A 20,183-nucleotide genomic window follows, 5' to 3' on the forward strand; every position below is an offset into this window, starting at 1 on the left:
ACCGGCCTCACAACGAACCGACATTGGAGTGACGACTTGAAAGCCAAACTGGGCATGTCCCCCATCGCGTGGTGGAACGACGATCTCGTGGAGCTGAGCGATGACGTGTCGCTGGAGGAATGCCTGCGCCAGTCGCGCTCGGCCGGCTTCACCGGCATGGAGATGGGCCGCCGCTTCCCCAACGACCCGAAGGTGATGCTGCCGATCCTGAAGGAGGCGGACGTGACGCTTTGCGGCGGCTGGTTCTCCGGCACGCTGGTCGACGAGGATTTGGCGAAGAACAAGGACCGCATCCAGCCGATGATCGACCTGTTCAAGGCGGTCGACGCGCCCTGCATCGTCTATGGCGAGGTCGGTCGCTCCATCCAGGGCGACCGCTCCAAGCCTCTGGCCACCAAGCCGAAGCTTTCAGACGACGAGATGAGGGCCTATGGCCGGCGCGTCACCGAATTCGGCGAATGGTGCGCCGAGCAGGGCATGCCGCTTTCCTACCACCACCACATGGCGGCGGTGGTCGAGACCGAGCCGGAGCTCGACGCCTTCATGCGCAACTCCGGCGAAGGCATTCCGCTTTTGCTCGACGCTGGCCATCTGGCCTTAGCCGGCGGCGACGTGCTGCGCGCCATCGACAAACACCACAAGCGCATCAACCACGTCCATGTGAAGGATGTGCGCATGGGTGTGATCGACGGGCTGGACCGCTCGAAACAGTCCTTCCTCGATGCCGTGGCGCTCGGCGCCTTCACCGTGCCGGGCGACGGCTCGCTCGACTTCGGCGCCATCGTCCAGCGCTTCGCCGACTACGGCTATGAAGGCTGGTTCGTGGTGGAAGCGGAGCAGGACCCGAAGAAGAACCCGCCGCTCAGGATGGCTCAGGTCGGCCATAAGGAGCTGATGCGGGTGATGACGGCCGCCGGCTATACGGTGGCGACGCAAGGCTTTCCGGCCTGAACAGTGGATTAGTCGGGGCGCCCGGTCTATCTGGTGCGCTTGGGCAAAATCCTGGATTGGCGTGATGAAAGACTATGAGCACCCCTTCTTCCGGCCACTTTGGCGCCGCATCGCCGTCGTGGCGGTCTGCCTTGTTTGGTCGGTGATCGAGTTTGCGTCCGGCACGCCGTTCTGGGGCGTCATCGCGCTCGGCTTCGCCGGCTACGCCGTGTGGCAGTTTTTCTATCTCTACAGGCCGGCCGAGGAGACGAAGCCTCCGGCCGAGCCGAAGGAATGATCCAAAGGAGGCCAGCATGTCGAAACTTCTCGTCAAGGCCGACAAGGGCCATGGCCACGTCGCCCACGTCACGCCACAGAGCGCCGGCTGGACCTATGTCGGTTTCGATCTGCATCGGCTGAAAGCGGGCGAGATGGCGTCGGGCAAGACGGGCGAGCGCGAGGTTTGCCTCGTCTTCGTCACCGGCAAGGGCAAGGTCTCGGCCGGCGGCAAGGACCTCGGCCTGCTGGGCGAGCGCATGTCGCCCTTCGAGGGCAAGCCGTGGTCGGTCTATGTGCCGCAAGGCACCGACTGGTCGGTGACCGCCGACACCGAGCTGGAGCTCGCCGTCTGCTCGGCGCCGGGCTTAAACGGCGGCCTTCCCGTCCGCGTCATCGGACCTGACGATCTCGGCCAGGAGGTGCGAGGCAAGGGCACCAACACGCGCTATGTCACCAACATCCTGCCCGAGGGCAAACCGGCGGATTCGCTGCTGGTGGTCGAGGTGATCACGCCCGGCGGCCACACGTCGAGCTATCCGCCGCACAAGCACGACCAGGACAATCTCCCGGCCGAATCCTATCTCGAGGAGACCTATTACCATCGCCTCAACCCGCCGCAGGGCTTTGCCTTCCAGCGCGTCTACACCGATGCCGACCGCAACGGCGTGCGCGAGCTGGACGAAGCGATGGCGATCGAGGACGGCGATGTCGTGCTGGTGCCCAAGGGCTACCACCCCTGCGCGGCATGCCACGGCTACGACCTCTATTACCTCAACGTCATGGCCGGACCGAAGCGGACGTGGAAATTCCACAACGCGGCCGAGCATGAATGGCTGATGAAGGCCTGACCGGCGGATTGGTCCAGTCCGGAAAAATCGTCGGCTAACGAGCTCTGTGCTGGACTTGCCTTCGAAAACCCATGAAAGCTTCGTCAATCCGTCATGGAAATCACCTATGGCAGCGGTTCCGGTGCATGTCGCCGCAAGCGCTCCGGCGTTTTTGGGTCCACGACTTGCCGAAACAATGACTTGAAGCGCGTCGCATGATCCTTCGGGGCGCAGCGCGCTTGACGAGGAACGCCGATGCGCTACGCCATCTACTACACCCCGGGGCAGGACGAGCAGCTGGCGCGCATTGCCGCCAACTGGCTGGGCCGCGACCCGTTCGGCGCGGCGACGCGGCCGGTGGAGGCCGTGGGCGATCTGTCGGCCGCGGAAGTCGCCTTCCACACCGCCTCCGCCAGGCGTTACGGGTTCCATGCCACGCTGAAGGCGCCGTTCCGGCTGGCGCCAAACGAGACGGAAGCCTCGCTGCGCGCCGCGCTCGACAGTTTCGCCGAGGCGACGCCGCCGGTCGTTATCCCGCGTCTAGTCGTCGGCCAGATCGACGGCTTCTTCGCGCTGGTGCCGGAAACGCAGTTCGCGCCGCTCAACGATTTCGCCGGCGAGGTGGTTCGCGCCTTCGATCGGTTCCGCGCGCCGCTGACCGAGGCCGAGATCGAACGCCGCAGCCCCGATGCGCTGAAGCCCGACGAGTTCCGCAACCTCTGCCAATGGGGCTATCCTTACGTCTTCGACACATTCCGCTTCCACATGACGCTGTCGGGGCGCGTCGGGCCGGAGGAAAGCCCACGTCTGCGTGCTGCGATCGATGGCCTGTTTGCCGATGTGCTGCGGCAGCCGGTGCCGGTGGATGCGCTGACATTGTTCGTCGAAAGCGAGCCCGGCGCCCCGTTCATGGTGCTTTCCCACCATGCGCTTGGCCGCGGCCCGGCCCGCAAAACCGCCTAGGGCGGATCAGCGGAAACGCTGAACCGCCCTGTCTTTAGTTTTTACGCAATTCCGGACGGAAAACCGCAAAGCACTTTTCCTGGAATTGCTCTGATTTGATCGCCGACCGTTCGAGATAGGACCGCCCGAGATGACCGCCGAAACCGTTCTCACCAATGCCCGCATCGTGCTGCCCGACGAAATCGTCGAGGGCTCGCTTCTGTTGCGCGACGGCCAGATTGCCGCCATCGAGCCGGGGGCCGCCCGCACCGGCGAGGACATGAGCGGAGACTACATCATCCCGGGCCTTGTCGAGCTGCACACCGACCATCTCGAAGGCCATTACGCGCCGCGTCCGAAAGTGCGCTGGAACCCGATCGCCGCCGTGCTCGCCCATGACGCGCAGGTCGCGACGGCCGGCATCACCACCGTGCTCGACGCCTTGCGCGTCGGCATGGACGAGGACGCCGACCTGAAATCCGACGATGTGCGCAAGCTGGCCGACGCGATCGAGGACAGCGTCAAGCAGGATCGGCTTAGAGCTGACCATTTCATCCACCTGCGCTGCGAGGTTTCCGCACCCGATTGCCTCGAGGCCTTCGCCAATTTCGAGACCGACGAGCGGGTGAAGCTCGCCTCGCTGATGGACCATGCGCCTGGACAGCGCCAGTTCGTCAATCTTGAGACCTATGCCTATTACTACCAGCGCAAGCTGAAGCTGACCGACCGCGATTTCCAGAAATTCTGCGAGAAGCGGATGGCGGAATCGGCCCGCAATTCCGGTCCGAACCGTGTCTTCATCTCGGCCGCCTGCCATGAGCGCGGCATCGTGCTGGCGAGCCACGACGATGCAACCGCCGGCCATGTCGACGAAGCGGTCGAGCAGGGCGTGCGCGTCGCCGAGTTCCCGACGACGGAAGAAGCGGCCAAGGCCTCGAAGGCGGCGGGCCTCGGCGTGCTGATGGGCGCGCCGAACGTCATGCGCGGCGCCTCGCATTCCGGCAATGTCTCGGCGCGCACGCTTGCCGCCGACGGCCTGCTCGACATCCTGTCCTCAGACTACATCCCCTTCAGCCTGATCCAGTCGGCCTTCTTCCTCGGCGATGTCGTCGAAGGGATTTCGCTGCCGCAAGCGGTCGCCATGGTGTCGAAGAACCCGGCCGAGGCGGTCGGCCTCACCGACCGCGGCGTTATCGAGCCGGGCCGCCGTGCCGACCTCGTGCGCGTGCGCGTGGACGACCATGTGCCGGTCGTGCGCACGGTGTGGCGCCAGGGCAGCCGGGTCGCATGATGGTCTCGGCCCTCATCGAGCGCGAGCTGGCCGAGAACCTGCCGATCCGCCACGGCGTCTTCGTCGCGGTGGTCGGCCCAAGCGGTGCCGGCAAGGATACGCTGATTGCCTACGCCAAAGCGCGCTTTGCCGGCGAGACGCGGCTGGAATTCGTGCGCCGCGTCATCACTAGGCCGAGCGATACGGCAAGCGAGGATCACGACACGCTGGCCGATGCCGCCTTCGCCGAAGCGGAGGCCGACGGCGCCTTCTCGTTGTGCTGGGATGCGCATGGCCTGCGCTACGGCCTGCCGGCCGAGGTCGACTGGGCCGTGGCGAACGGCCATGTTGCGGTCGCCAACGTGTCCCGCGCGGTGATCCCGGCGCTGCGCGAGCGCTACGCCAATCTGGCCGTTGTCGAGATCACGGCGGCGCCGGAGATCCTCGCCGAGCGGCTGGCCGCGCGCGGCCGCGAATCGCGCGGCGAGGTGCTTGCCCGCCTGGCGCGCAGCACCAGTGTCAAGCTGACGGGACCGGACGTGACCTCGATCGACAACAGCGGCGACAAGGAAATCGCCGGCGAACGCTTTGCCGAAGTGCTGCGCAAGGCGATGGCGTTCTCGGACCTGTCGGACATGATCTAAGATGTGCTGATATTCAGGTGAGGCCGGCCTGCAAGCGGCGGCTCCCTGCGCTTCCGGTGCTCACGTACATAAGTACGCTCCGCTCCGGTTCTCGGAAGCCACCACTTTCGGCTCGGCCCGGCCTGAATCTCGGCACATCTTGGCGCCGAGCAATGTCCGTCTTCACTTGTTGAAGTTGGCGATGAACTGCTTGAACTGCGGCGTCGGCGGCCTGGCGAACATTTCTTTCGGCTCGCCGACCGAATCCACTTCGCCCTTGTGCAGGAACATCACCTTGCTCGAGACGTCGCGGGCAAATCCCATTTCGTGGGTGACGACCAGCATGGTGCGTCCTTCCTCGGCGAGCGAGCGCATGACGCGCAGCACCTCGCCGACCAATTCCGGATCGAGCGCGGAGGTCGGCTCGTCGAAGAGCATCACCTTGGGGTTCATCGCCAGGGCGCGGGCGATTGCCGCGCGCTGCTGCTGGCCGCCCGACATGTGCGGCGGATAGTAGTTGCGGCGCTCCCATATGCCGACGCGCTTCAGCAAGGCTTCGGCCTGTTCCAGGCACTCGGCGCGCGGACGTTTCAGCACATGTGTCGGCGCGGCGACGAGGTTTTCCAGCACCGTCATATGCGACCAGAGATTGAAGCTCTGGAAAACCATGGCGAGGTTGGCGCGGATCCGCTCCACCTGGCGGATGTCGGCCGGCATCTGGTGGCCGTCGCGACCGCGCTTCATCTTGATGAGCTCGCCATCCACCCGCACTTCGCCGGAATCCGGGGTCTCCAGCAGGTTGATACAGCGCAGCATCGTGCTCTTGCCGGAGCCCGAGGAGCCGAGGATGGAAATCACATCGCCCTTGTGCGCTTCGAGCGAAATGCCCTTGAGCACCTCGTGATCGCCAAAGCACTTGCGCAGGTCCTTGACGCTGATGGCGGGCGTCTCGCCGGAGGACGGTGCCGCTTTCGTGGCAGCAGCGACATTTGCCGGCATCACAACACCTCCGGGACGGGTTTGACGAGCCGGCTCTGCTCGGGCGGGGGACGCAGATGCGGCGACAGCCGGTATTCGACCCAGGCAAACAGCCGGGCGATCGACAGATTGAGCAGCAGGTAGATCACGCCGGCGCAGGTCAGCACCTCGATCGGCCGGAACGTGTCGTGCTGGATCTTCTGCGCCGTTCCCATCATCTCCATGATGGTGACCACGGAGGCGAGCGCGGTCGCCTTGGTCATCAGGATGATCTCGGTTGAATAGGCCGGCAAGGCGAGCCGCAGCGCGATCGGCAGCGTGACGAGGCGAAAACGGGTGAAGGCCGACATGCCGAACGCCTTGGCCGCCTCGATCTGGCCGACCGGCACCGCCCGCAGTGCGCCGCGGAAAATCTCGCTCTCATAGGCGGCTGTGTTCAAGGCCATGGCGACGATCGTGCAATACATCGGATCGCGCAGGATCGGCCACAGGATCGGGCTGTGGCGGACGAAATCGAACTGCGAGAGCCCGAAATAGATCAGGTAGAGCTGCACCAAGAGCGGCGAGCCGCGGAAGACGAAGACATAGGCGCGGGTGAAATATTCGCCCAATTTGTAGCCGGAAGCCCGCAGCCAGGTCAGGCCGGTGGCGATGACGAGCCCGAAGGCGATGCCGAAGAACCAGATCTCGAGCGTCAGCGGCAGCGCCTTGAGCACGCTCCATATGGTCGAAAGATAGAAATCAAACTCCACCGCCACCTCTCACTTCGGCCGCGTGAAACTGCGCGAGGTGTAGCGCTCGGCCCGGTCGAAGATCGGCGTCGAGATCGACGTCATCACCAGGTAAAGGATGCCGGCGAGCGTGTAGAAAAGCAGCGAATGATGCGTCGAGCGCGCGGCCTTGTTGGCCGTGAGCATCAGCTCGGCGACGCCCGTGACCGAGATCAGCGCCGAATCCTTGATGGTCAACTGCCAGACATTGCCCAGCCCCGGCACCGCGAGGCGCAGGACCTGCGGCATGATCACGAGGCGAAACCGCAGCCAGGCCGACATGCCGTAGGCGCGGGCCGCTTCCAGCTCGCCGCGGTGAATGGCCAGGAACGACCCGCGAAAAACCTCGGCCTGGTAGGCGCCGGAAATGATACCGACCGCAAGCACGCCGCCCAGGAAGCTCGGCATGTTCAGGATGTCGGTCGAGCCGATCGATCCGGTCGACCTCGCCACGCTGGTCAGAACCTGGGTGCCGCCATAGTAGAATAGGTAGATAATCAAAAGTTCCGGTTCGCCGCGGAAGACGGTGGTGTAGCTCTCGCCGATAAATCTCAATCCGCCACGATGCGAAAGCTTGGCAGCCGCCACCAGCGACCCAAGCGTGGCACCAATCAGCATCGAGACGACGGTGACGGCCAGCGTCCAGCCTATGCCCCAGAGCAGTTGCACGCCCCAGCCGGCGGCCAGCAGCTCATAGGCCGTCGATGCCTGGTCCTTGAGATCGTTGAGAAACTCCACTTACGGCTCCTGCGGGCGCCGAGATAGGCATCGACGGTTGCCTGCCTTTGATGCGTGTCGTTCGCCCAAAACCGCTCTGCTTTTTGAGCAACATGCACTCAATGCAAAACGGGAGCAGCCTTGGCTGCTCCCGTTGCGACATTACTTGGTAATGTCGATCTTGAACCACTGCATGGAGTATTTCGACACCGAGCCGTCGTCGAGCGCGGCCTTGAGCGCCTTGTTGTAGATGTCCTGCAAGTCCTTGTCGGTCTTGCGGAAAGCGGCGCCGATGCCCGGCCCGAGGATCGGACCACCCTTGAATTGCGGGCCGACGAATTCGAGGTCCTTGGCATCGGGCTTGGCCAGCGTGCCGAGGAAATAGGTGGTGTCGGCGAAGGCCACGTCGATGCGGCCCGCCATCAGGTCGAGGTCGTGCTCGTCGGTGGTCTTATATTCACGGACGTTGGCGACGTCCTTGAGATATTTGTCGGCAAAGGTTGCCTCCGTGGTCGACACCTGCAGCCCGATATTCTTGCCGGTGAGTTCCTTGCGCAGCGTGTCGAGCGCCGCCTTGGATTCGGCGTCGTCCTTCGACAGATCGATCATCTTGCCTTTGTTGGACAGGTTGGCCAGCGGGCCGTTCTTGTCGGCAAGGAAGGCCACCGGCGAGGAGGCATAGGGGATCGAGAAGTCAATCGTTTTCATGCGTTCCTCGGTGATCGACATGCCGTCCATGACGATGTCGAACTTGCCTGCCGTGAGGCCGGGAATGACGCCGTCCCAATCCTGAGCGACGATCTTGCATTCGAGCTTCGCGCGGGCGCAGACGTCGTTCAGGATGTCCACCTCGAAGCCGACGATCTTGCCGCTGGCATCCGTCTGATTCCAAGGAGCGTAGGAGCCCTCCATGGCGACGGTGACGGTCTTCCAGTCCTTGGCCATCGCCGGGGTCGAGCAGGTCAACGCCAGCGCGGCGAGCGCGATCCAACGTGATGATGTCACGGTACTTTCTCCCAATTTTTTCTTGGAACCCTCGGATACTATTTGCTTAGCCCAGCCCCGATTCTGCGACAAGGGGCTGTTTTCCGCTTCACGCGTTGTTGCAGTTCGTCCACGAATCCGGACTTGCCCGGCGGCTCAACCGCGAGCATCGATCCAATCGGAGCCGGGGCCGGGCGTGGACGGAAGAGTGAGCTATTCCGCCGGCGCGCCGGCGACATTGCGGCGCGTCGCCTCGATCATCCGGCGCCGGGCGCGGAATACGCCCCATTGCTGGTCGACCAGGACGCCGATCAGGATCACGCCGCCCATCACCGCGAAGTTAAGCGATGAGGGAATGCCGAGCAGATTGACGAGGTTCTGCAGCTCCTGCAGCAGCACGGTGCCGAGGACGACGCCGAACAGCGAGCCCTCGCCGCCGCGCAGCGAGAAGCCGCCCAGCACCGCCGCGGCGATGGCATAGAGCTCGTAGAACTGGCCGTGGCTCGCCGGCGAGATCGAGCGCGTGTACATGGCGAAATAGATCGCCGACAGCGCGGTCAGCACGCCGCAGATGACATAGGCAGCGATGATCACCCGGCCCGTGCGGATGCCGGAATATTTCGCCGCTTCCTCGTTTTTGCCGATGGCGTAGAGATAACGGCCGAACACCGAGCGGTGCAGCACCACCCACATGACGATGGCGATGACGATCAGCGCGATGAAGGAGTTCGGCAGCCCGTAGGAGCGGCCGGCGGTCAGGAATTCGAGCGTCGGGAAATTCTGCCCGAAGGCGAAGCCCGCCGTGCCGTCGGCGGTGTAGAAGCGCGCCACGCCGCGATAGATGAGCAAGCCGCACAGCGTCACCACGAAGGGCTGCAATTTGAGCCTTGTGATCAGCCAGCCATGCACGAAGCCGATGACCGCGCCGAGCATGATGATGACCACGAAGGCCAGCGGCCAGTCCAACTCGCGCACCGCGATGAAATCGATGAACAGCGTGCCGAGCAGCGCGATCAGGGAGCCGACCGACAATTCGATGCCGCCGGTGATGATGACGAAGGCCTGGCCGATCGAGAGGATGCCGAATAGCGCGACAAGGTTGGAGGTGTTGGCGAGGTTGATCGCCGACAGGAAGCGCGGATTGATGGCCGTCACCACCGCACCGACCACAAGGATCAGGATCAGCAGGCCGAGATCCTTCTTGCTCATTGCACTCCTCCCGCCGCTTGCAGCAATTTCGGCTTCTTGCCGACCGCCAGCAAGAGCACGTTCTCCTGGCTGAAATCTTGCTTGTCGAGAATGCCGGAGAGCTGCCCCTCATGCATGACCGCGATGCGGTCCGACACGCCGATCACCTCCTCCATGTCGCTGGAGATCATCAGCACGGCGACGCCGGCATCGGCCAGCGCCCGCATCAGTCCGTAGATCTCGGCCTTGGCGCCGATGTCGATGCCACGCGTCGGCTCGTCCAGGATCATCACCTTGGGGTTCATGGCCAGCCATTTGGCCAGGACCACCTTCTGCTGATTGCCGCCCGACAGCGTGCCGGTGCGGGTGAGCACCGACGGCGCCTTGATGCCGAGGTTCTTCTTCTGCTTTTCGGCCGTCGCGAGCTCGGCGCCGGTCGAGACCAGCGAGCGCCTGGCATGCGCCGGCAGGTTGGGCAGCGATATGTTCTGCGCGATCGAAAGGTCAAGCAGTATGCCGGTCAGCTTGCGGTCTTCCGGCACGAGGAAGATGCCGTTCGCCACCGCGTCGGCGGCCGATGTTACATTCAGCGGCTTGCCGTCGAGCGTGACGCTGCCGGCCAACCGTTCGTCGATGCCGAACAGGACGCGGGCGAGCTCCGTGCGGCCGGAGCCGACAAGGCCCGCGAGGCCGAGGATCTCTGCCCGCCTCAATTCGATGCTGACCGGCCGGTCCGGATAGGTGCTGGTGCGGATCGCTTCGGCAGACAGCGCCACGCTGCCCGGCGCGCGGGCGGCTTCGCCGGCCTTCTCGCGTTCCTTCAGCATGCGGCCGATCATCAGCCTGACCATCTCGTCGTGGTTGATCTGGCTCTTCGCCAGCGTGCCGGCCAGCGTGCCGTCGCGCAGCACCACGACCCTGTCGGCGACGCGCTCGATCTCATGCAGCCGGTGCGAGATGAAGATGACGCTGATGCCTTCCGCCTTCAGCCCCTTGATGACGTCGAGCAGCTTTTCGGTCTCGGCGATCGGCAGGCTGGAGGTCGGTTCGTCGAGGATCACGAGGCGGGCCTTGATCGACAACGCCTTGGCGATCTCGACCATCTGCTGCTGGGCAAGCGACAGCGACGCCACCGGGGTGTCGGCCGAGAAATTGGCGCCGACGCGCTTCAAGAGCGGCGCCACCATCTCGCGCAGCCTGGCGCGGTCGACCAGCCTCAGCGGCCCGGCGCGCAGTGGCTCGCGGCCGAAGAAGATGTTGGCGGCGACGTCGAGGTTTTCGAAGAGGTTCAATTCCTGGTGCACGAAGGCGATGCCGGAGCCGATGCTCTGCTCGACGGTAAGCCCGTCATGCGCTGCGCCATCGACGGTGATGGTGCCGCTGTCCGGCCGCGTCACGCCGCCGAGGATCTTCATCAGCGTCGATTTGCCGGCGCCGTTTTCACCGACAAGTCCGATGACCTCGCCGGGCCGGACCTCCATCGAGAACCTGTCCAGCGCGACAACGCCCGGATAGGTTTTGCGCACGGCATCCAGACTCAGGAATGGAGCGGTGATCGGTTGAGTGGTGTCGGTAGAGGTCATCGCGCCTAAGTTTACCGCACGGGGCAACAGCCGGTAGCCACAGACTGACGGGCCTTGGCAGGTCCGTCAATACGAACGCCGGCTCAAGGCGGACGCTTGAGCCGGCGCGACTGTTTTGGGCTTATTTGCCCTGCATCGCCTTCAGGTTGGCAGCGTAGGCGTCGACGTCATCCTTGCCGATGATCTTGGTCGGGATGATGATCAGGTGGTTCTCCGGGATGCCCGACTTGTCACCCTTGAGGTAGGCAGCCATCAGCTTCATGCCCTGATAGGCCCATTCGAAGGGCTGCTGCACCACGGTGGCGGCGACGGTGCCTTCCTTGACGCCGCCCAGCGTGATCGGATCGTCGTCGAAGCCGACGACGGTGATCTGGCCGAGCTTGCCGGCGTCGCGCAGCGCTTCATAGATGCGCGGCGTGTTGTAGGAGTAGAAGCCGACCATGCAGGTGATGTCGGGGCTGGCGACCAGCGCGTCCTCGACATTCTTCTTGGCGCGCGCCTGATCGATGTCGTCGCCGCGCACGTCGACCAGCTCGATCTTGCTGCCGGCGAGACCGTCCTTCATGCCCTGGATGCGCTCCTTGGCGTTGTCGGCGCCGAGCAGGCCGACGAAGCCCAGGCACTTGCCGCCGTTCGGCATCGCCTTTTTGGCGATCTCGGCCGCCTGCTTGCCGGCATCGACGTTGGAGGAGCCGATATAGGCGACGCGCTTGGTCTGCGGCGCATCGGAGTCGGTGGTGAACAGCGCGGTTTCCGACGCGATCTTGTTCAGCCCCTCAGTCGAGGTCTTGGGATCGACGGCCGAGACCATGATGCCCTTGACGCCGGCCGTCACCAGATCGTCCATCAGCCGCTGCTGGATGGCGACCGAGGACTGTTCCGGATATTTGAGCTCGAGATTATAGTCGGGCAATTCGCCCTGGGCCTTCTTCACGCCGGCTTCCGCCGCCTTCCAGAAGTCCGACGCGCCGTTGACGACGAAGGCCAGCGTCGGCTTGTCGTCCGCCCGGGCTACTGCCGTGGCTGCAAGCCCGATGAGCAGTGCTGCCGCGGCGACAGATGCATTACGGATCATGGATTTCATAGTTCAACCTCCCTTGTAGAACTTGCCTTGTAGAGCTCGTCGCCGATGTCTCGGCTGCGGCCCGGACAACCCTCCTCCTCAAGGGTGCGGCGCAAAGGTCCGCCGACTTAAGAACGGTGCCGATCCGGCCGCGGTTGAGACACTAGACACTCATGCGGCGTTCGTAAATAGTCCGATTTGTCTGACATTTTCGTGAGGATGGACGCAAGCCCCGGATCGGCGATGCCGCCGTTTCGAGCGAGCGTCCTTCCGCACCTGACGCCACCGAACGGAAGCCCGGACGGTCACGACGAGTTGACAGTAGAACGCTAACCGCTATTAGTAAAGACTATTAGTTATGAGGCCAGGCGCGCGCTCTCGAGCGGAGGAGACGCTGAGCGAAGAACGCGCTGGGAGTGTGAAGAGCGAGGGCGGCAAGGCTCGCAACCGCACGGAAAATACCCGATTCGTCAGCATTATTGACCTTGTCCGACTGGTTTCGTCGCGACGCGGCGCCGCCCGCGACTTGCATGTTGCGTCTGCTAATATATATTAGTCAGCTGCAAGCTCGATGAACGCACCGGCCCGACCATCTTGCCGCTGTCGTCGGCCTTTGCTTTAGAGCCGGCTGGGTTTGGGAAACGATCATGAGCGAACCGACGGAACTCAGCGATTCTCCGGGGGCTTCCAGGCGCCGCAAGCCGGCGGCCAAGCCCAAGGGGCGCGTCACCATGACCGACATTGCACGCGCCGCCGGCTGCTCGCAGGCGACGGTATCGTTCGTGCTCAACAACTCGCCGGGCATCAGGCTGTCGCAGCAAACCCGCGACCGGGTGATCGAGGCGGCGCGGGCGCTGGGCTATGCGCCGCCGGTCTTTTCGGCGCTCCGACCGCCGGTGACGCCGTTCGAGGGCCTCGACGGCGTCATCGGCTTCGCGGTCGACCAGCTCGCCACCAGCCCCGAGGCGGTGGTCGCCATCGAGGGCGCGCGCCAGGCTTCGTGGAATGCCGGCAACGTGCTTCTGGTGGCGCAGACCATGGGCGACGCGGTGATGGAGCCGCGCGCCGTCCAGGCGCTGACGCGGCGCGGCATCTCGGCGCTGATCTACATGACCATCTTCACCCGCGAGATCGCGGCGCCGGATTTCCTCTACAGCCTCGACATACCGGTCATCCTGCTCAACTGCTACACCGCCGATTATGCCTTCCCGGCCGTGGTTCCCTCCGAGATCGCCGGCGGCCAGAGCGCGACAAGGCATCTGATCGCCCACGGCCATCGCCGCATCGCCACAATCACCGGCGAACCGTGGATGCAGGCCGCGCAAGACCGGCTCAAGGGCTATCGCCGCGCTTTGGCCTCCGCCGATATCCCGTTCGATCCCGAGCTGGTGGTCGAGGGCGACTGGTCGGCCAGCGCCGGCTATGCCGCGACGGTCAAGCTGCTCGGGCTCAAGGAGCGGCCGACCGCGATCTTCTGCCAGAACGACCGCACCGCGATCGGCTGCTACGAGGCGCTGAAGGAAGCCGGCCTGCATATCCCGCAGGACATTTCGGTGGTCGGCTATGACGACGAGGAGATCGCCCGCCATCTCTTCCCGCCGCTGACCACTTCCATCCTGCCACATCTGGCGATGGGCCAATGGGCGATCGAGCAGCTCGAAACGCCACCGACGCCCGGCCGCGGCCGGTATCCCATCACCAAGCTGGAATGCCCGCTGGTGGAAAGGGAGAGCGTGGGGAGCGTGCCCGCACAATTGCGGTGACCCGGCCCTGAGACAGGCTTATGATAGGCGCGAGTGTGTCCCGTCCCGGACAGGAAAAAACGCTCATGTGGCCGAACCGCCGTTTATGCGATCTCTTGAAGATCGAGCATCCGATCATCCAGGCTCCGATGGCCGGCTCGGCGACGCCGCAGCTCGCCGCCGCAGTGAGCAATGCCGGTGGGCTCGGGTCGCTCGGCTGCGCATCGATGCTGCCGGATGGCCTGCGCAACGTGGCGCGCCAGATGCGCGCCTCGACCGAGCGGCCCTTCAACCTCAATTTCTTTGTCTTTCCCAGACCCGATACCAGCGACGCCGTGCTGACCGCGGTCATCGACAGGTTGCGGCCCTACTACGAGGAGCTGTCGCTCGACGAACCCTCGCGGAGGCTCCCGCCGATCGGACCGGGTTTCGACGAGGAAAAGCTTGAACTGCTGCTCGAGATCCGCCCGCCGGTCGTGAGCTTCCATTTCGGCATTCCGGATGCGGCTGCCATCGGCAGGCTGAAGCAGGCCGGGATCGCGATCATCGGCACCGCGACGAATGTCGCCGAGGCGCGCAAGCTCGCCGACGGCGGGGCCGACGCGGTCATCGCCCAGGGCTGGGAGGCGGGCGGCCACCGGGGCTCGCATGTCCCCAATGGTCCCGGCGACGGCGTCGGCACGATGGCGCTGGTCCCCCAGGTCGTCGACGCCGTCGAACTGCCGGTCATTGCCGCGGGAGGCATCGCAGACGGCCGCGGCATAGCGGCGGCTTTCGCGCTTGGCGCCAGCGGCGTGCAGATCGGCACCGGCTTTTTGTCCTGCGACGAAGCCGGCACGGACGCACCGCGCCGCGCCCTGATCCGCGCCGCGAGCGACATGGACACGATGGTCACCGATGCCTTCACCGGTCGCGCGGCGCGGGCGAGGCGCACCCGCTATGCCCTGGAGATGGGGGAGACCAGGACGCCCCTTCCGGACTTCCCGCAAATGGTCGCGCTCAGCGCTCCGCTCGGCGACGCCGGGGCAAAGGGAGATTTCGCCTTTCATCTCTATGGTCAGGCGGCGGCGCTGAACAGGGAGCTTCCCGCGGGCGAATTGATGCGGACGCTCGTGGCCGAAACAGGTGAGATATTCGAAGCCCTCTCGGCCGGCAAAACGACGCCTGCTTGAGCGAAGTCTCCGGTCGTTGGCGCCTCCGATGGTTCCAGCCTGGATTGCGAAGATCACCCTGCAAGCAGGGATGCCATCCGGTCGCGATCGATAATGCCGGTATTCGGCGGCAAGGGGCGACCGTCCATCTCGGCCAGTTTTGCCGCGATATGCGGCCTGGCGACGACGTCCTGCGGCAGCGAAACGCACATGGCGATCTCGATCACGCCGCGAAACACCTCGGCATCCTCGCTTGCGGCGGCGAAAAGCCGGGCCATGACCGGATTCGGCGGCGGAACAGGAAGGCCGTCCGCCAGAGCGTTCATCTCCGCGATCCGGGCACGGTCGGCGGCGATCTGGTTGCGATAGAACGGGCCGACCTGGCGCTCGGTCTCGGCATCGTATTCTCGCGAGAACTCGGCAGGGTCGTCGATATGCCGGCGAGCGACGTTCCTGAGCACCTGCGCGTGCACAAGACCGACGCTCAAGCCCCGCCCGGCAGACGGATTGGTGCAGGCCCAGGCGTCGGCCACAGCCGCAAACCCGGTGACGACAGGCTGGCCGTCGACGACAAACCGCCGGTAGCGGTCGAGAACGCCCGCCATTAGCAGGACATGTGTGATCGGCTCGCCGTCAAGCCAGTGGGCCTGCATGGGACAGGCCATGACGACACTGTGGAACGTGGCCGTATCGCGCAAAGCCCGCATGGCCTTGTTTCTCGCGGAAGTGAACAGGGTGACCGACCAGGTGTCGTTGTCTCCGTCCAGCGTGAGAATGGAGAACATCCCCATCGGAGTGAGCAGGCGGCCCTTTCGGCGCGGCCGCTGCTTGCCCGTGAAGTAGCGGGTGAAATAGACGAAATTGCTGTCCTCGGCTTCCTCGCTCGGGCTTCGGCCTCCCGCCGCGACGATCCATTCGCAGGCAGGGCTTCGCCGCCCCATCGCGTCGATCACCAGATCGGCGCGGATCTCTTCGCCGGCGGTTGTACGAACGCCCGCAATATGCGGCACGCCGGGAATGGCCGACGCGCCCGTGATCAGCTCGCGAACCTTGGTCCCCCGCCGGATCGTCACATTGGGCGCCGCTTGCGCCATCTCGGCCACGGCCCATTCGATCACCGGCCGCCGGCCGGTGACGAAGCGCATCGCTTCATCGCCCGGGCGGGGCGCCCTGTCCGTTATTGTCGGAGGCAACGATCGAGGGTCGAAAAAGTCCATCCAGACGCAGCCGGCGCGCAGCAATATATCCGTCAGCCCGGGCAGTTCCTGATCGGCGACCATCCGAAAACGCGAGCTGAGGTTGTGAGGCTGCCTGAATTGCGCGACGCCGGGGCGCTCCCAGTCCCATCCTTGAACGGAACTCGAAGGCTGATCCGCCGGATCGGCCTCGAGGACCGTCACGTCATGACCGTCGCGGCCAAGCATGGCCGCCGTGCACAACCCGATTACGCCTCCACCGCAAATCAGGATCTTGCTCACCCCGTCCCCCAATGTCCGCGAGGGTCGGGCACTATATTAGCTTCTGCACACGTTCGCGGCAACGTGCCGGACCGGCCAGCGCCGACCCGCTCCACGCTTGCGTGCGATCACGCTGCTTTCGTCGCTTGGCATGGCTCCCGCCTAGGTCTAGGCTGGGAACCAGCGAAGGGAGGGCGGGATGACATCAAGCTTCACCGTTCACGCCGCGTCCGGCTATGAGCAGCTGATGGGCCGCTGGAGCAAGAGACTCGCGCCGCTGTTTATCGATTTCGCCGGTCTGGCCGGCGGCGAAAAAATCCTGGATGTCGGCTGCGGCACCGGCAGCCTGACCTTCGAACTGGCGAAATCGGCCGATCTTGCCGAGATCCAGGCCATCGACTTCTCGCCGGTTTTCGTCGCGGCGGCGAAGGAGAGGAACACCGATCCGCGCGTCACCATCAGCCAGGCGGACGCCACCGCGCTGCCTTTCACGGACAATGCGTTCGACCGGGCGCTGGCGCTGCTGGTGCTGCACTTCGTGCCGGAGGCCGGCAAGGCGGTGGCTGAGATGCGCCGCGTCGTGCGGCCGGGCGGCGTGGTCGCGGCCGTTGTCTGGGACCATTACGGCGGCATGACCGGCATGCGCATGATGATCGACACCGTCGCGGCGCTCAGCGAAAGCGGGCGCCAGATGCGGAGCCGCTATTGCTTCCAGCCGATGATGCAGCCGGGCGAGATGAAGCGGACCTTTATCGAGCAGGGTCTCGCCGACGTTACCGAGACCGAGCTGATGATCCGCATGGACTATGCGGATTTCGACGACTTCTGGGCGCCGATCGGCGCCGGCGAAGGCCCGCTCGGCAAATACATGACCACGCTGGATGCGGCCGAGCGGGAGCGCGTCGAGGCCGCCGTGCGCGATGCCTATCAGGCCGGCCGGTCCGATGGGCCGCGATCTTTCGCCAATGTCGCCTGGGCCTGTCGCGGCATCGTGCCTTGAAATCGCGCCGACCGCGCAGCGCTGCATCGCGGGGCCGGCGAGGCCTCAGTTGCCTGCGCCCGCGGCATTGATCTCCCAGCCGTCGACCCATACCTGCCGCAGCCGGTCGCCCTCGCCCTTGAACCACAGGCCCGCCGCTCGGCAGTCCTCGATGCGGTCGCTGCGGAAATTGCGGATGGCCTGGCGCAACTCGCACCAGGCGACGATGTTGGCCGTCTCGGCATAATAGATCAGCGCGACCGGGCGGATGATGCGGTCGGTCGCCCGTCCCGCCTCGTCGCGATAGGAGAGGCTGAGCTTCTCCTCGTCGCGGATGGCGCGGCGGACCAGCGCAAGGTCGACGGCGGAAGCGGAGGGTGCGGCAAAACCCCAAGCATGCAGCGCATTGGCATCGAGCGTCTGCCGCAAGGGCGGCGGCACCGCGCCGGCGATCTTGGCGCCGACCCGCTTTGCCGCCTGCTTGAGCTCGTCGTCGCCGGTGCGTTCGAGCAGCGCCAAGGACAGCACGATCGCCTCCATCTCCTCGATGGAAAACATCAGCGGCGGCAGGTCGAAGCCAGGACGCAGTATGTAGCCGATGCCGCGCCCGCCCTCGATTGGCACGCGCATCGCCTGCAAGGCGGCGATGTCGCGGTAGACCGAGCGCACCGTCACTTCCAGTTGTCCGGCTATCGTCGCCGCGGTCACCGGCCTTCGGGCCAGACGCAGGATCTGGATGATCTCGAACAGGCGCGAGGCCTTGCGCATTTTTCCATCCGGCCGGAAAGCAACTGACACATCCCCGTCAGTTGGGGTGACCTATAGGGCCGTCTAGCCGCTTGAAAAGCAACAGATTCCTTTTCCGCACTAGCGGCCGAAGCGATAGGCAACTGACATGAGCTATGCCGAAAACCTCTGGCTGTTCTTCGCGCTTCTGTTCGGCATCATCGCCGTTCCGGGTATGGACATGCTGTTCGTGCTGGCCAATGCGCTGACCGGCGGCAGCAACCGGGGCCTGGCGGCGACCGCCGGCATCATGCTCGGCGGCGCCGTGCACACGCTGAACGGCGCGATCGGTGTCGGGTTGCTCATGCATTTCGTGCCGATCCTCTTCACGCCGCTGCTGGTCGCCGGCGCTGCTTACATGGCCTATATTGGCATTTCGCTGATGCGCAGCTCGATCACCGTCGGCGATGACGGGCCCACGGGGAGCCGCTCGGCCTGGAAGGCGTTTCGTCAAGGCCTGGTGACCTGCCTGATCAATCCGAAAGCCTATCTCTTCATCCTCGCCGTCTATCCGCAATTCCTGAAGCCGGCTTACGGTCCGATCTGGATGCAGGCGACAATCATGGGATTGCTGACGGTCGCCACGCAGGCAGCGATCTATGGCGGGCTCGCCGTCACCGCCGGGCGCAGCCGGAGTTTACTGGTCGATAATCCGGGCGCGACGATCATTGCCGGACGGGCAGCGGGACTTTTGCTGTTCGCGGTTTCGATCTTCACAGCCTGGGAAGGGTTGAGGGCGGCGTGACCGCCGCCCTCTCCATTCGGCTTACGCCGCGCCCTGACGGCTGGCGAGCATTTCGCGCTTCACTGACCGGCGCCATTCGACGGCGCCGGCAAGGCCGTGCAGCACCGTCTCGGTGGTCGCCCAGTCGATGCAGCCATCGGTGATGCTTTGGCCGTAGGTGAGCGGCTTGCCGGGCACGACGTCCTGCCGGCCGGCGACGAGATTGCTCTCGATCATGCCGCCGATGATGCGCTCGTCACCAGAAGCGACTTGGCCCGCCACGTCATGCGCGACCTTCGGCTGGTTCTCCGGCTTCTTGGCGCTGTTGGCGTGGCTGACATCGATCATCAGCCGCGGCGCGACGCCGATGCGGCCGAGTTCGGCAGCGGCGGCATCGACGCTTGCGGCATCATAATTCGGCTGGATGCCGCCGCGCAGGATGACATGGCAATCCTCATTGCCGGTGGTCGCCGCAATGGCGCTGCGGCCGCCCTTGGTCACCGCCATGAAATGGTGCGGCTGCGCGGCGGACTTCACCGCTTCGCCGGCGATCCTCAGATTGCCGTCGGTGCCGTTCTTGAAGCCGACCGGGCAGGAGAGGCCCGAGGCCAGCTCGCGATGGATCTGGCTTTCGGTCGTGCGCGCGCCGATGGCGCCCCAGGCGACGAGGTCGGCGATATATTGCGGCGTCGTCATGTCGAGGAACTCGGTCGCCGCCGGCAGGCCGAGATTGTTGACGGCCGACAAAACGTTGCGCGCCATGCGCAAACCCTTGTCGATGTTGAAGCTGCCGTCGAGATCGGGATCGTTGATAAGCCCCTTCCAGCCGACCGTGGTGCGCGGCTTCTCAAAATAAACGCGCATGACGATCTCGAGCCGGTCGGCCAGGGTCTCGCGCAGCGCCGCCAGACGGCTGGCGTAGTCCACGGCGGCGACCGGATCGTGGATGGAACAAGGGCCGACGACGACTACCAGTCGATCATCGGCCCCCGTGAGGATGGAATGGATAGCGTTGCGCGAAGCGGCAACGGTGCGCGTCGCCGTGAGCGAGCGCGGTATCTCGCACATCACCTCTTCCGGCGTGCTCAGGACTTTGAGTTCCTTGACCCGAAGGTCGTCTGTGGTGGTCAACACGGCTTTCTGCTCCTGGTTAGGAGACCTGCCGGCTGAAACAAAAAAGCCGCCAGGTC

20 protein-coding genes are annotated in these 20,183 nt (G+C 64.8%); 10 read left to right on the plus strand and 10 right to left on the minus strand.

Annotated features, from left to right (window positions below; genetic code table 11):
- Positions 1-36: 36 nt before the first annotated feature.
- The 6 genes from iolE to phnN all read left to right on the plus strand — a co-directional run bounded on the left by iolE (position 37) and on the right by phnN (position 4,892).
- Complete coding sequence (gene iolE, locus P9273_RS24700) at positions 37-951, plus strand: myo-inosose-2 dehydratase (RefSeq protein ID WP_278051090.1); 915 nt, start codon at positions 37-39, stop codon at positions 949-951.
- A gap of 64 nt (positions 952-1,015) precedes the next feature.
- Complete coding sequence (locus P9273_RS24705; RefSeq protein WP_278051091.1) at positions 1,016-1,228, plus strand: DUF3329 domain-containing protein; 213 nt, start codon at positions 1,016-1,018, stop codon at positions 1,226-1,228.
- Positions 1,229-1,244: 16 nt separating this feature from the next.
- Positions 1,245-2,057, plus strand: a complete 813-nt coding sequence (iolB, locus tag P9273_RS24710; protein WP_278051092.1) for a 5-deoxy-glucuronate isomerase — start codon at positions 1,245-1,247, stop codon at positions 2,055-2,057.
- 234 nt (positions 2,058-2,291) lie between these two features.
- Entirely contained in the window at positions 2,292-2,999 is a 708-nt protein-coding gene (locus tag P9273_RS24715) for a DUF1045 domain-containing protein (RefSeq protein WP_040999998.1), read from the plus strand.
- Positions 3,000-3,129: 130 nt separating this feature from the next.
- On the plus strand, positions 3,130-4,269 hold the full coding sequence (locus tag P9273_RS24720; protein WP_278051093.1) for an alpha-D-ribose 1-methylphosphonate 5-triphosphate diphosphatase: 1,140 nt from the start codon (positions 3,130-3,132) through the stop codon (positions 4,267-4,269).
- Positions 4,266-4,892, plus strand: coding sequence for a phosphonate metabolism protein/1,5-bisphosphokinase (PRPP-forming) PhnN (gene phnN, locus P9273_RS24725; RefSeq protein WP_278051094.1), 627 nt, complete (start codon positions 4,266-4,268; stop codon positions 4,890-4,892). Before P9273_RS24720 ends, phnN begins: the two co-directional genes overlap by 4 nt.
- Before the next feature lie 162 nt (positions 4,893-5,054).
- Here phnN and P9273_RS24730 read toward each other — a convergent pair whose 3' ends face one another.
- The 7 genes from P9273_RS24730 to P9273_RS24760 all read right to left on the minus strand — a co-directional run bounded on the left by P9273_RS24730 (position 5,055) and on the right by P9273_RS24760 (position 12,175).
- Positions 5,055-5,870: an ABC transporter ATP-binding protein gene (locus tag P9273_RS24730; RefSeq protein WP_278051095.1), complete on the minus strand. Its 816-nt coding sequence runs from the start codon at positions 5,868-5,870 to the stop codon at positions 5,055-5,057.
- A complete protein-coding gene (locus P9273_RS24735; protein ID WP_336619404.1) occupies positions 5,870-6,607 on the minus strand; it encodes an ABC transporter permease in 738 nt (245 codons plus the stop codon). The genes P9273_RS24730 and P9273_RS24735 overlap by 1 nt, the downstream gene beginning before the upstream one ends.
- A 3-nt stretch (positions 6,608-6,610) precedes the next feature.
- Entirely contained in the window at positions 6,611-7,357 is a 747-nt protein-coding gene (locus P9273_RS24740) for an ABC transporter permease (protein ID WP_278051096.1), read from the minus strand.
- A 141-nt stretch (positions 7,358-7,498) separates the two neighbouring features.
- Positions 7,499-8,341: a transporter substrate-binding domain-containing protein gene (locus P9273_RS24745; protein ID WP_278051097.1), complete on the minus strand. Its 843-nt coding sequence runs from the start codon at positions 8,339-8,341 to the stop codon at positions 7,499-7,501.
- A gap of 192 nt (positions 8,342-8,533) precedes the next feature.
- Positions 8,534-9,529: an ABC transporter permease gene (locus tag P9273_RS24750; protein ID WP_041000002.1), complete on the minus strand. Its 996-nt coding sequence runs from the start codon at positions 9,527-9,529 to the stop codon at positions 8,534-8,536.
- On the minus strand, positions 9,526-11,091 hold the full coding sequence (locus tag P9273_RS24755) for a sugar ABC transporter ATP-binding protein (protein ID WP_278051098.1): 1,566 nt from the start codon (positions 11,089-11,091) through the stop codon (positions 9,526-9,528). The genes P9273_RS24750 and P9273_RS24755 overlap by 4 nt, the downstream gene beginning before the upstream one ends.
- A gap of 121 nt (positions 11,092-11,212) precedes the next feature.
- The gene (locus tag P9273_RS24760; RefSeq protein ID WP_041000004.1) at positions 11,213-12,175 is read right to left on the minus strand and encodes a sugar-binding protein; all 963 of its coding nucleotides are present in this window, start codon (positions 12,173-12,175) and stop codon (positions 11,213-11,215) included.
- Between the two features lie 626 nt (positions 12,176-12,801).
- Between P9273_RS24760 and P9273_RS24765 the strand changes: the two genes are divergently transcribed.
- Both P9273_RS24765 and P9273_RS24770 read left to right on the plus strand, forming a co-directional pair.
- Complete coding sequence (locus tag P9273_RS24765) at positions 12,802-13,917, plus strand: LacI family DNA-binding transcriptional regulator (protein WP_278051099.1); 1,116 nt, start codon at positions 12,802-12,804, stop codon at positions 13,915-13,917.
- A 65-nt stretch (positions 13,918-13,982) separates the two neighbouring features.
- The gene (locus P9273_RS24770) at positions 13,983-15,068 is read left to right on the plus strand and encodes an NAD(P)H-dependent flavin oxidoreductase (protein ID WP_278051100.1); all 1,086 of its coding nucleotides are present in this window, start codon (positions 13,983-13,985) and stop codon (positions 15,066-15,068) included.
- Positions 15,069-15,121: 53 nt separating this feature from the next.
- Here P9273_RS24770 and P9273_RS24775 read toward each other — a convergent pair whose 3' ends face one another.
- Positions 15,122-16,525 (minus strand): FAD-dependent oxidoreductase, encoded by a 1,404-nt coding sequence (locus P9273_RS24775; protein ID WP_278051101.1) that lies wholly within the window; start codon positions 16,523-16,525, stop codon positions 15,122-15,124.
- A gap of 178 nt (positions 16,526-16,703) precedes the next feature.
- On the opposite strand from P9273_RS24775, the gene P9273_RS24780 reads away from it, so the two are divergent.
- Positions 16,704-17,504 (plus strand): class I SAM-dependent methyltransferase, encoded by an 801-nt coding sequence (locus P9273_RS24780; protein ID WP_278051102.1) that lies wholly within the window; start codon positions 16,704-16,706, stop codon positions 17,502-17,504.
- 45 nt (positions 17,505-17,549) lie between these two features.
- Here the strand turns inward: P9273_RS24780 and P9273_RS24785 are convergent, their stop codons facing one another.
- Complete coding sequence (locus tag P9273_RS24785) at positions 17,550-18,251, minus strand: helix-turn-helix transcriptional regulator (protein WP_278051103.1); 702 nt, start codon at positions 18,249-18,251, stop codon at positions 17,550-17,552.
- A 127-nt stretch (positions 18,252-18,378) separates the two neighbouring features.
- Here P9273_RS24785 and P9273_RS24790 point away from each other — a divergent pair, with 127 nt between their 5' ends.
- On the plus strand, positions 18,379-19,014 hold the full coding sequence (locus P9273_RS24790; RefSeq protein WP_278051104.1) for a LysE family translocator: 636 nt from the start codon (positions 18,379-18,381) through the stop codon (positions 19,012-19,014).
- Positions 19,015-19,035: 21 nt separating this feature from the next.
- Here the strand turns inward: P9273_RS24790 and P9273_RS24795 are convergent, their stop codons facing one another.
- Positions 19,036-20,127 (minus strand): 3-deoxy-7-phosphoheptulonate synthase, encoded by a 1,092-nt coding sequence (locus P9273_RS24795; RefSeq protein ID WP_278051105.1) that lies wholly within the window; start codon positions 20,125-20,127, stop codon positions 19,036-19,038.
- Positions 20,128-20,183 lie beyond the last annotated feature (56 nt).

The sequence above is a fragment of the Mesorhizobium sp. WSM4935 genome (assembly GCF_029625735.1).
GTDB lineage: Bacteria > Pseudomonadota > Alphaproteobacteria > Rhizobiales > Rhizobiaceae > Mesorhizobium.

What these genes read in the sequence shown, in the direction of transcription:
- P9273_RS24765 (WP_278051099.1), top strand. Translation starts at nt 12,802, where the DNA reads ATGAGCGAACCGACGGAACTCAGCGATTCTCCGGGGGCTTCCAGGCGC.
- P9273_RS24715 (WP_040999998.1), top strand. Translation starts at nt 2,292, where the DNA reads ATGCGCTACGCCATCTACTACACCCCGGGGCAGGACGAGCAGCTGGCG.
- P9273_RS24785 (WP_278051103.1), bottom strand. Translation starts at nt 18,251, where the DNA reads ATGCGCAAGGCCTCGCGCCTGTTCGAGATCATCCAGATCCTGCGTCTG.
- P9273_RS24770 (WP_278051100.1), top strand. Translation starts at nt 13,983, where the DNA reads ATGTGGCCGAACCGCCGTTTATGCGATCTCTTGAAGATCGAGCATCCG.
- P9273_RS24780 (WP_278051102.1), top strand. Translation starts at nt 16,704, where the DNA reads ATGACATCAAGCTTCACCGTTCACGCCGCGTCCGGCTATGAGCAGCTG.
- P9273_RS24720 (WP_278051093.1), top strand. Translation starts at nt 3,130, where the DNA reads ATGACCGCCGAAACCGTTCTCACCAATGCCCGCATCGTGCTGCCCGAC.
- phnN (WP_278051094.1), top strand. Translation starts at nt 4,266, where the DNA reads ATGATGGTCTCGGCCCTCATCGAGCGCGAGCTGGCCGAGAACCTGCCG.
- P9273_RS24750 (WP_041000002.1), bottom strand. Translation starts at nt 9,529, where the DNA reads ATGAGCAAGAAGGATCTCGGCCTGCTGATCCTGATCCTTGTGGTCGGT.
- P9273_RS24760 (WP_041000004.1), bottom strand. Translation starts at nt 12,175, where the DNA reads ATGAAATCCATGATCCGTAATGCATCTGTCGCCGCGGCAGCACTGCTC.
- P9273_RS24755 (WP_278051098.1), bottom strand. Translation starts at nt 11,091, where the DNA reads ATGACCTCTACCGACACCACTCAACCGATCACCGCTCCATTCCTGAGT.
- P9273_RS24730 (WP_278051095.1), bottom strand. Translation starts at nt 5,870, where the DNA reads ATGCCGGCAAATGTCGCTGCTGCCACGAAAGCGGCACCGTCCTCCGGC.
- iolB (WP_278051092.1), top strand. Translation starts at nt 1,245, where the DNA reads ATGTCGAAACTTCTCGTCAAGGCCGACAAGGGCCATGGCCACGTCGCC.
- P9273_RS24790 (WP_278051104.1), top strand. Translation starts at nt 18,379, where the DNA reads ATGAGCTATGCCGAAAACCTCTGGCTGTTCTTCGCGCTTCTGTTCGGC.
- P9273_RS24705 (WP_278051091.1), top strand. Translation starts at nt 1,016, where the DNA reads ATGAAAGACTATGAGCACCCCTTCTTCCGGCCACTTTGGCGCCGCATC.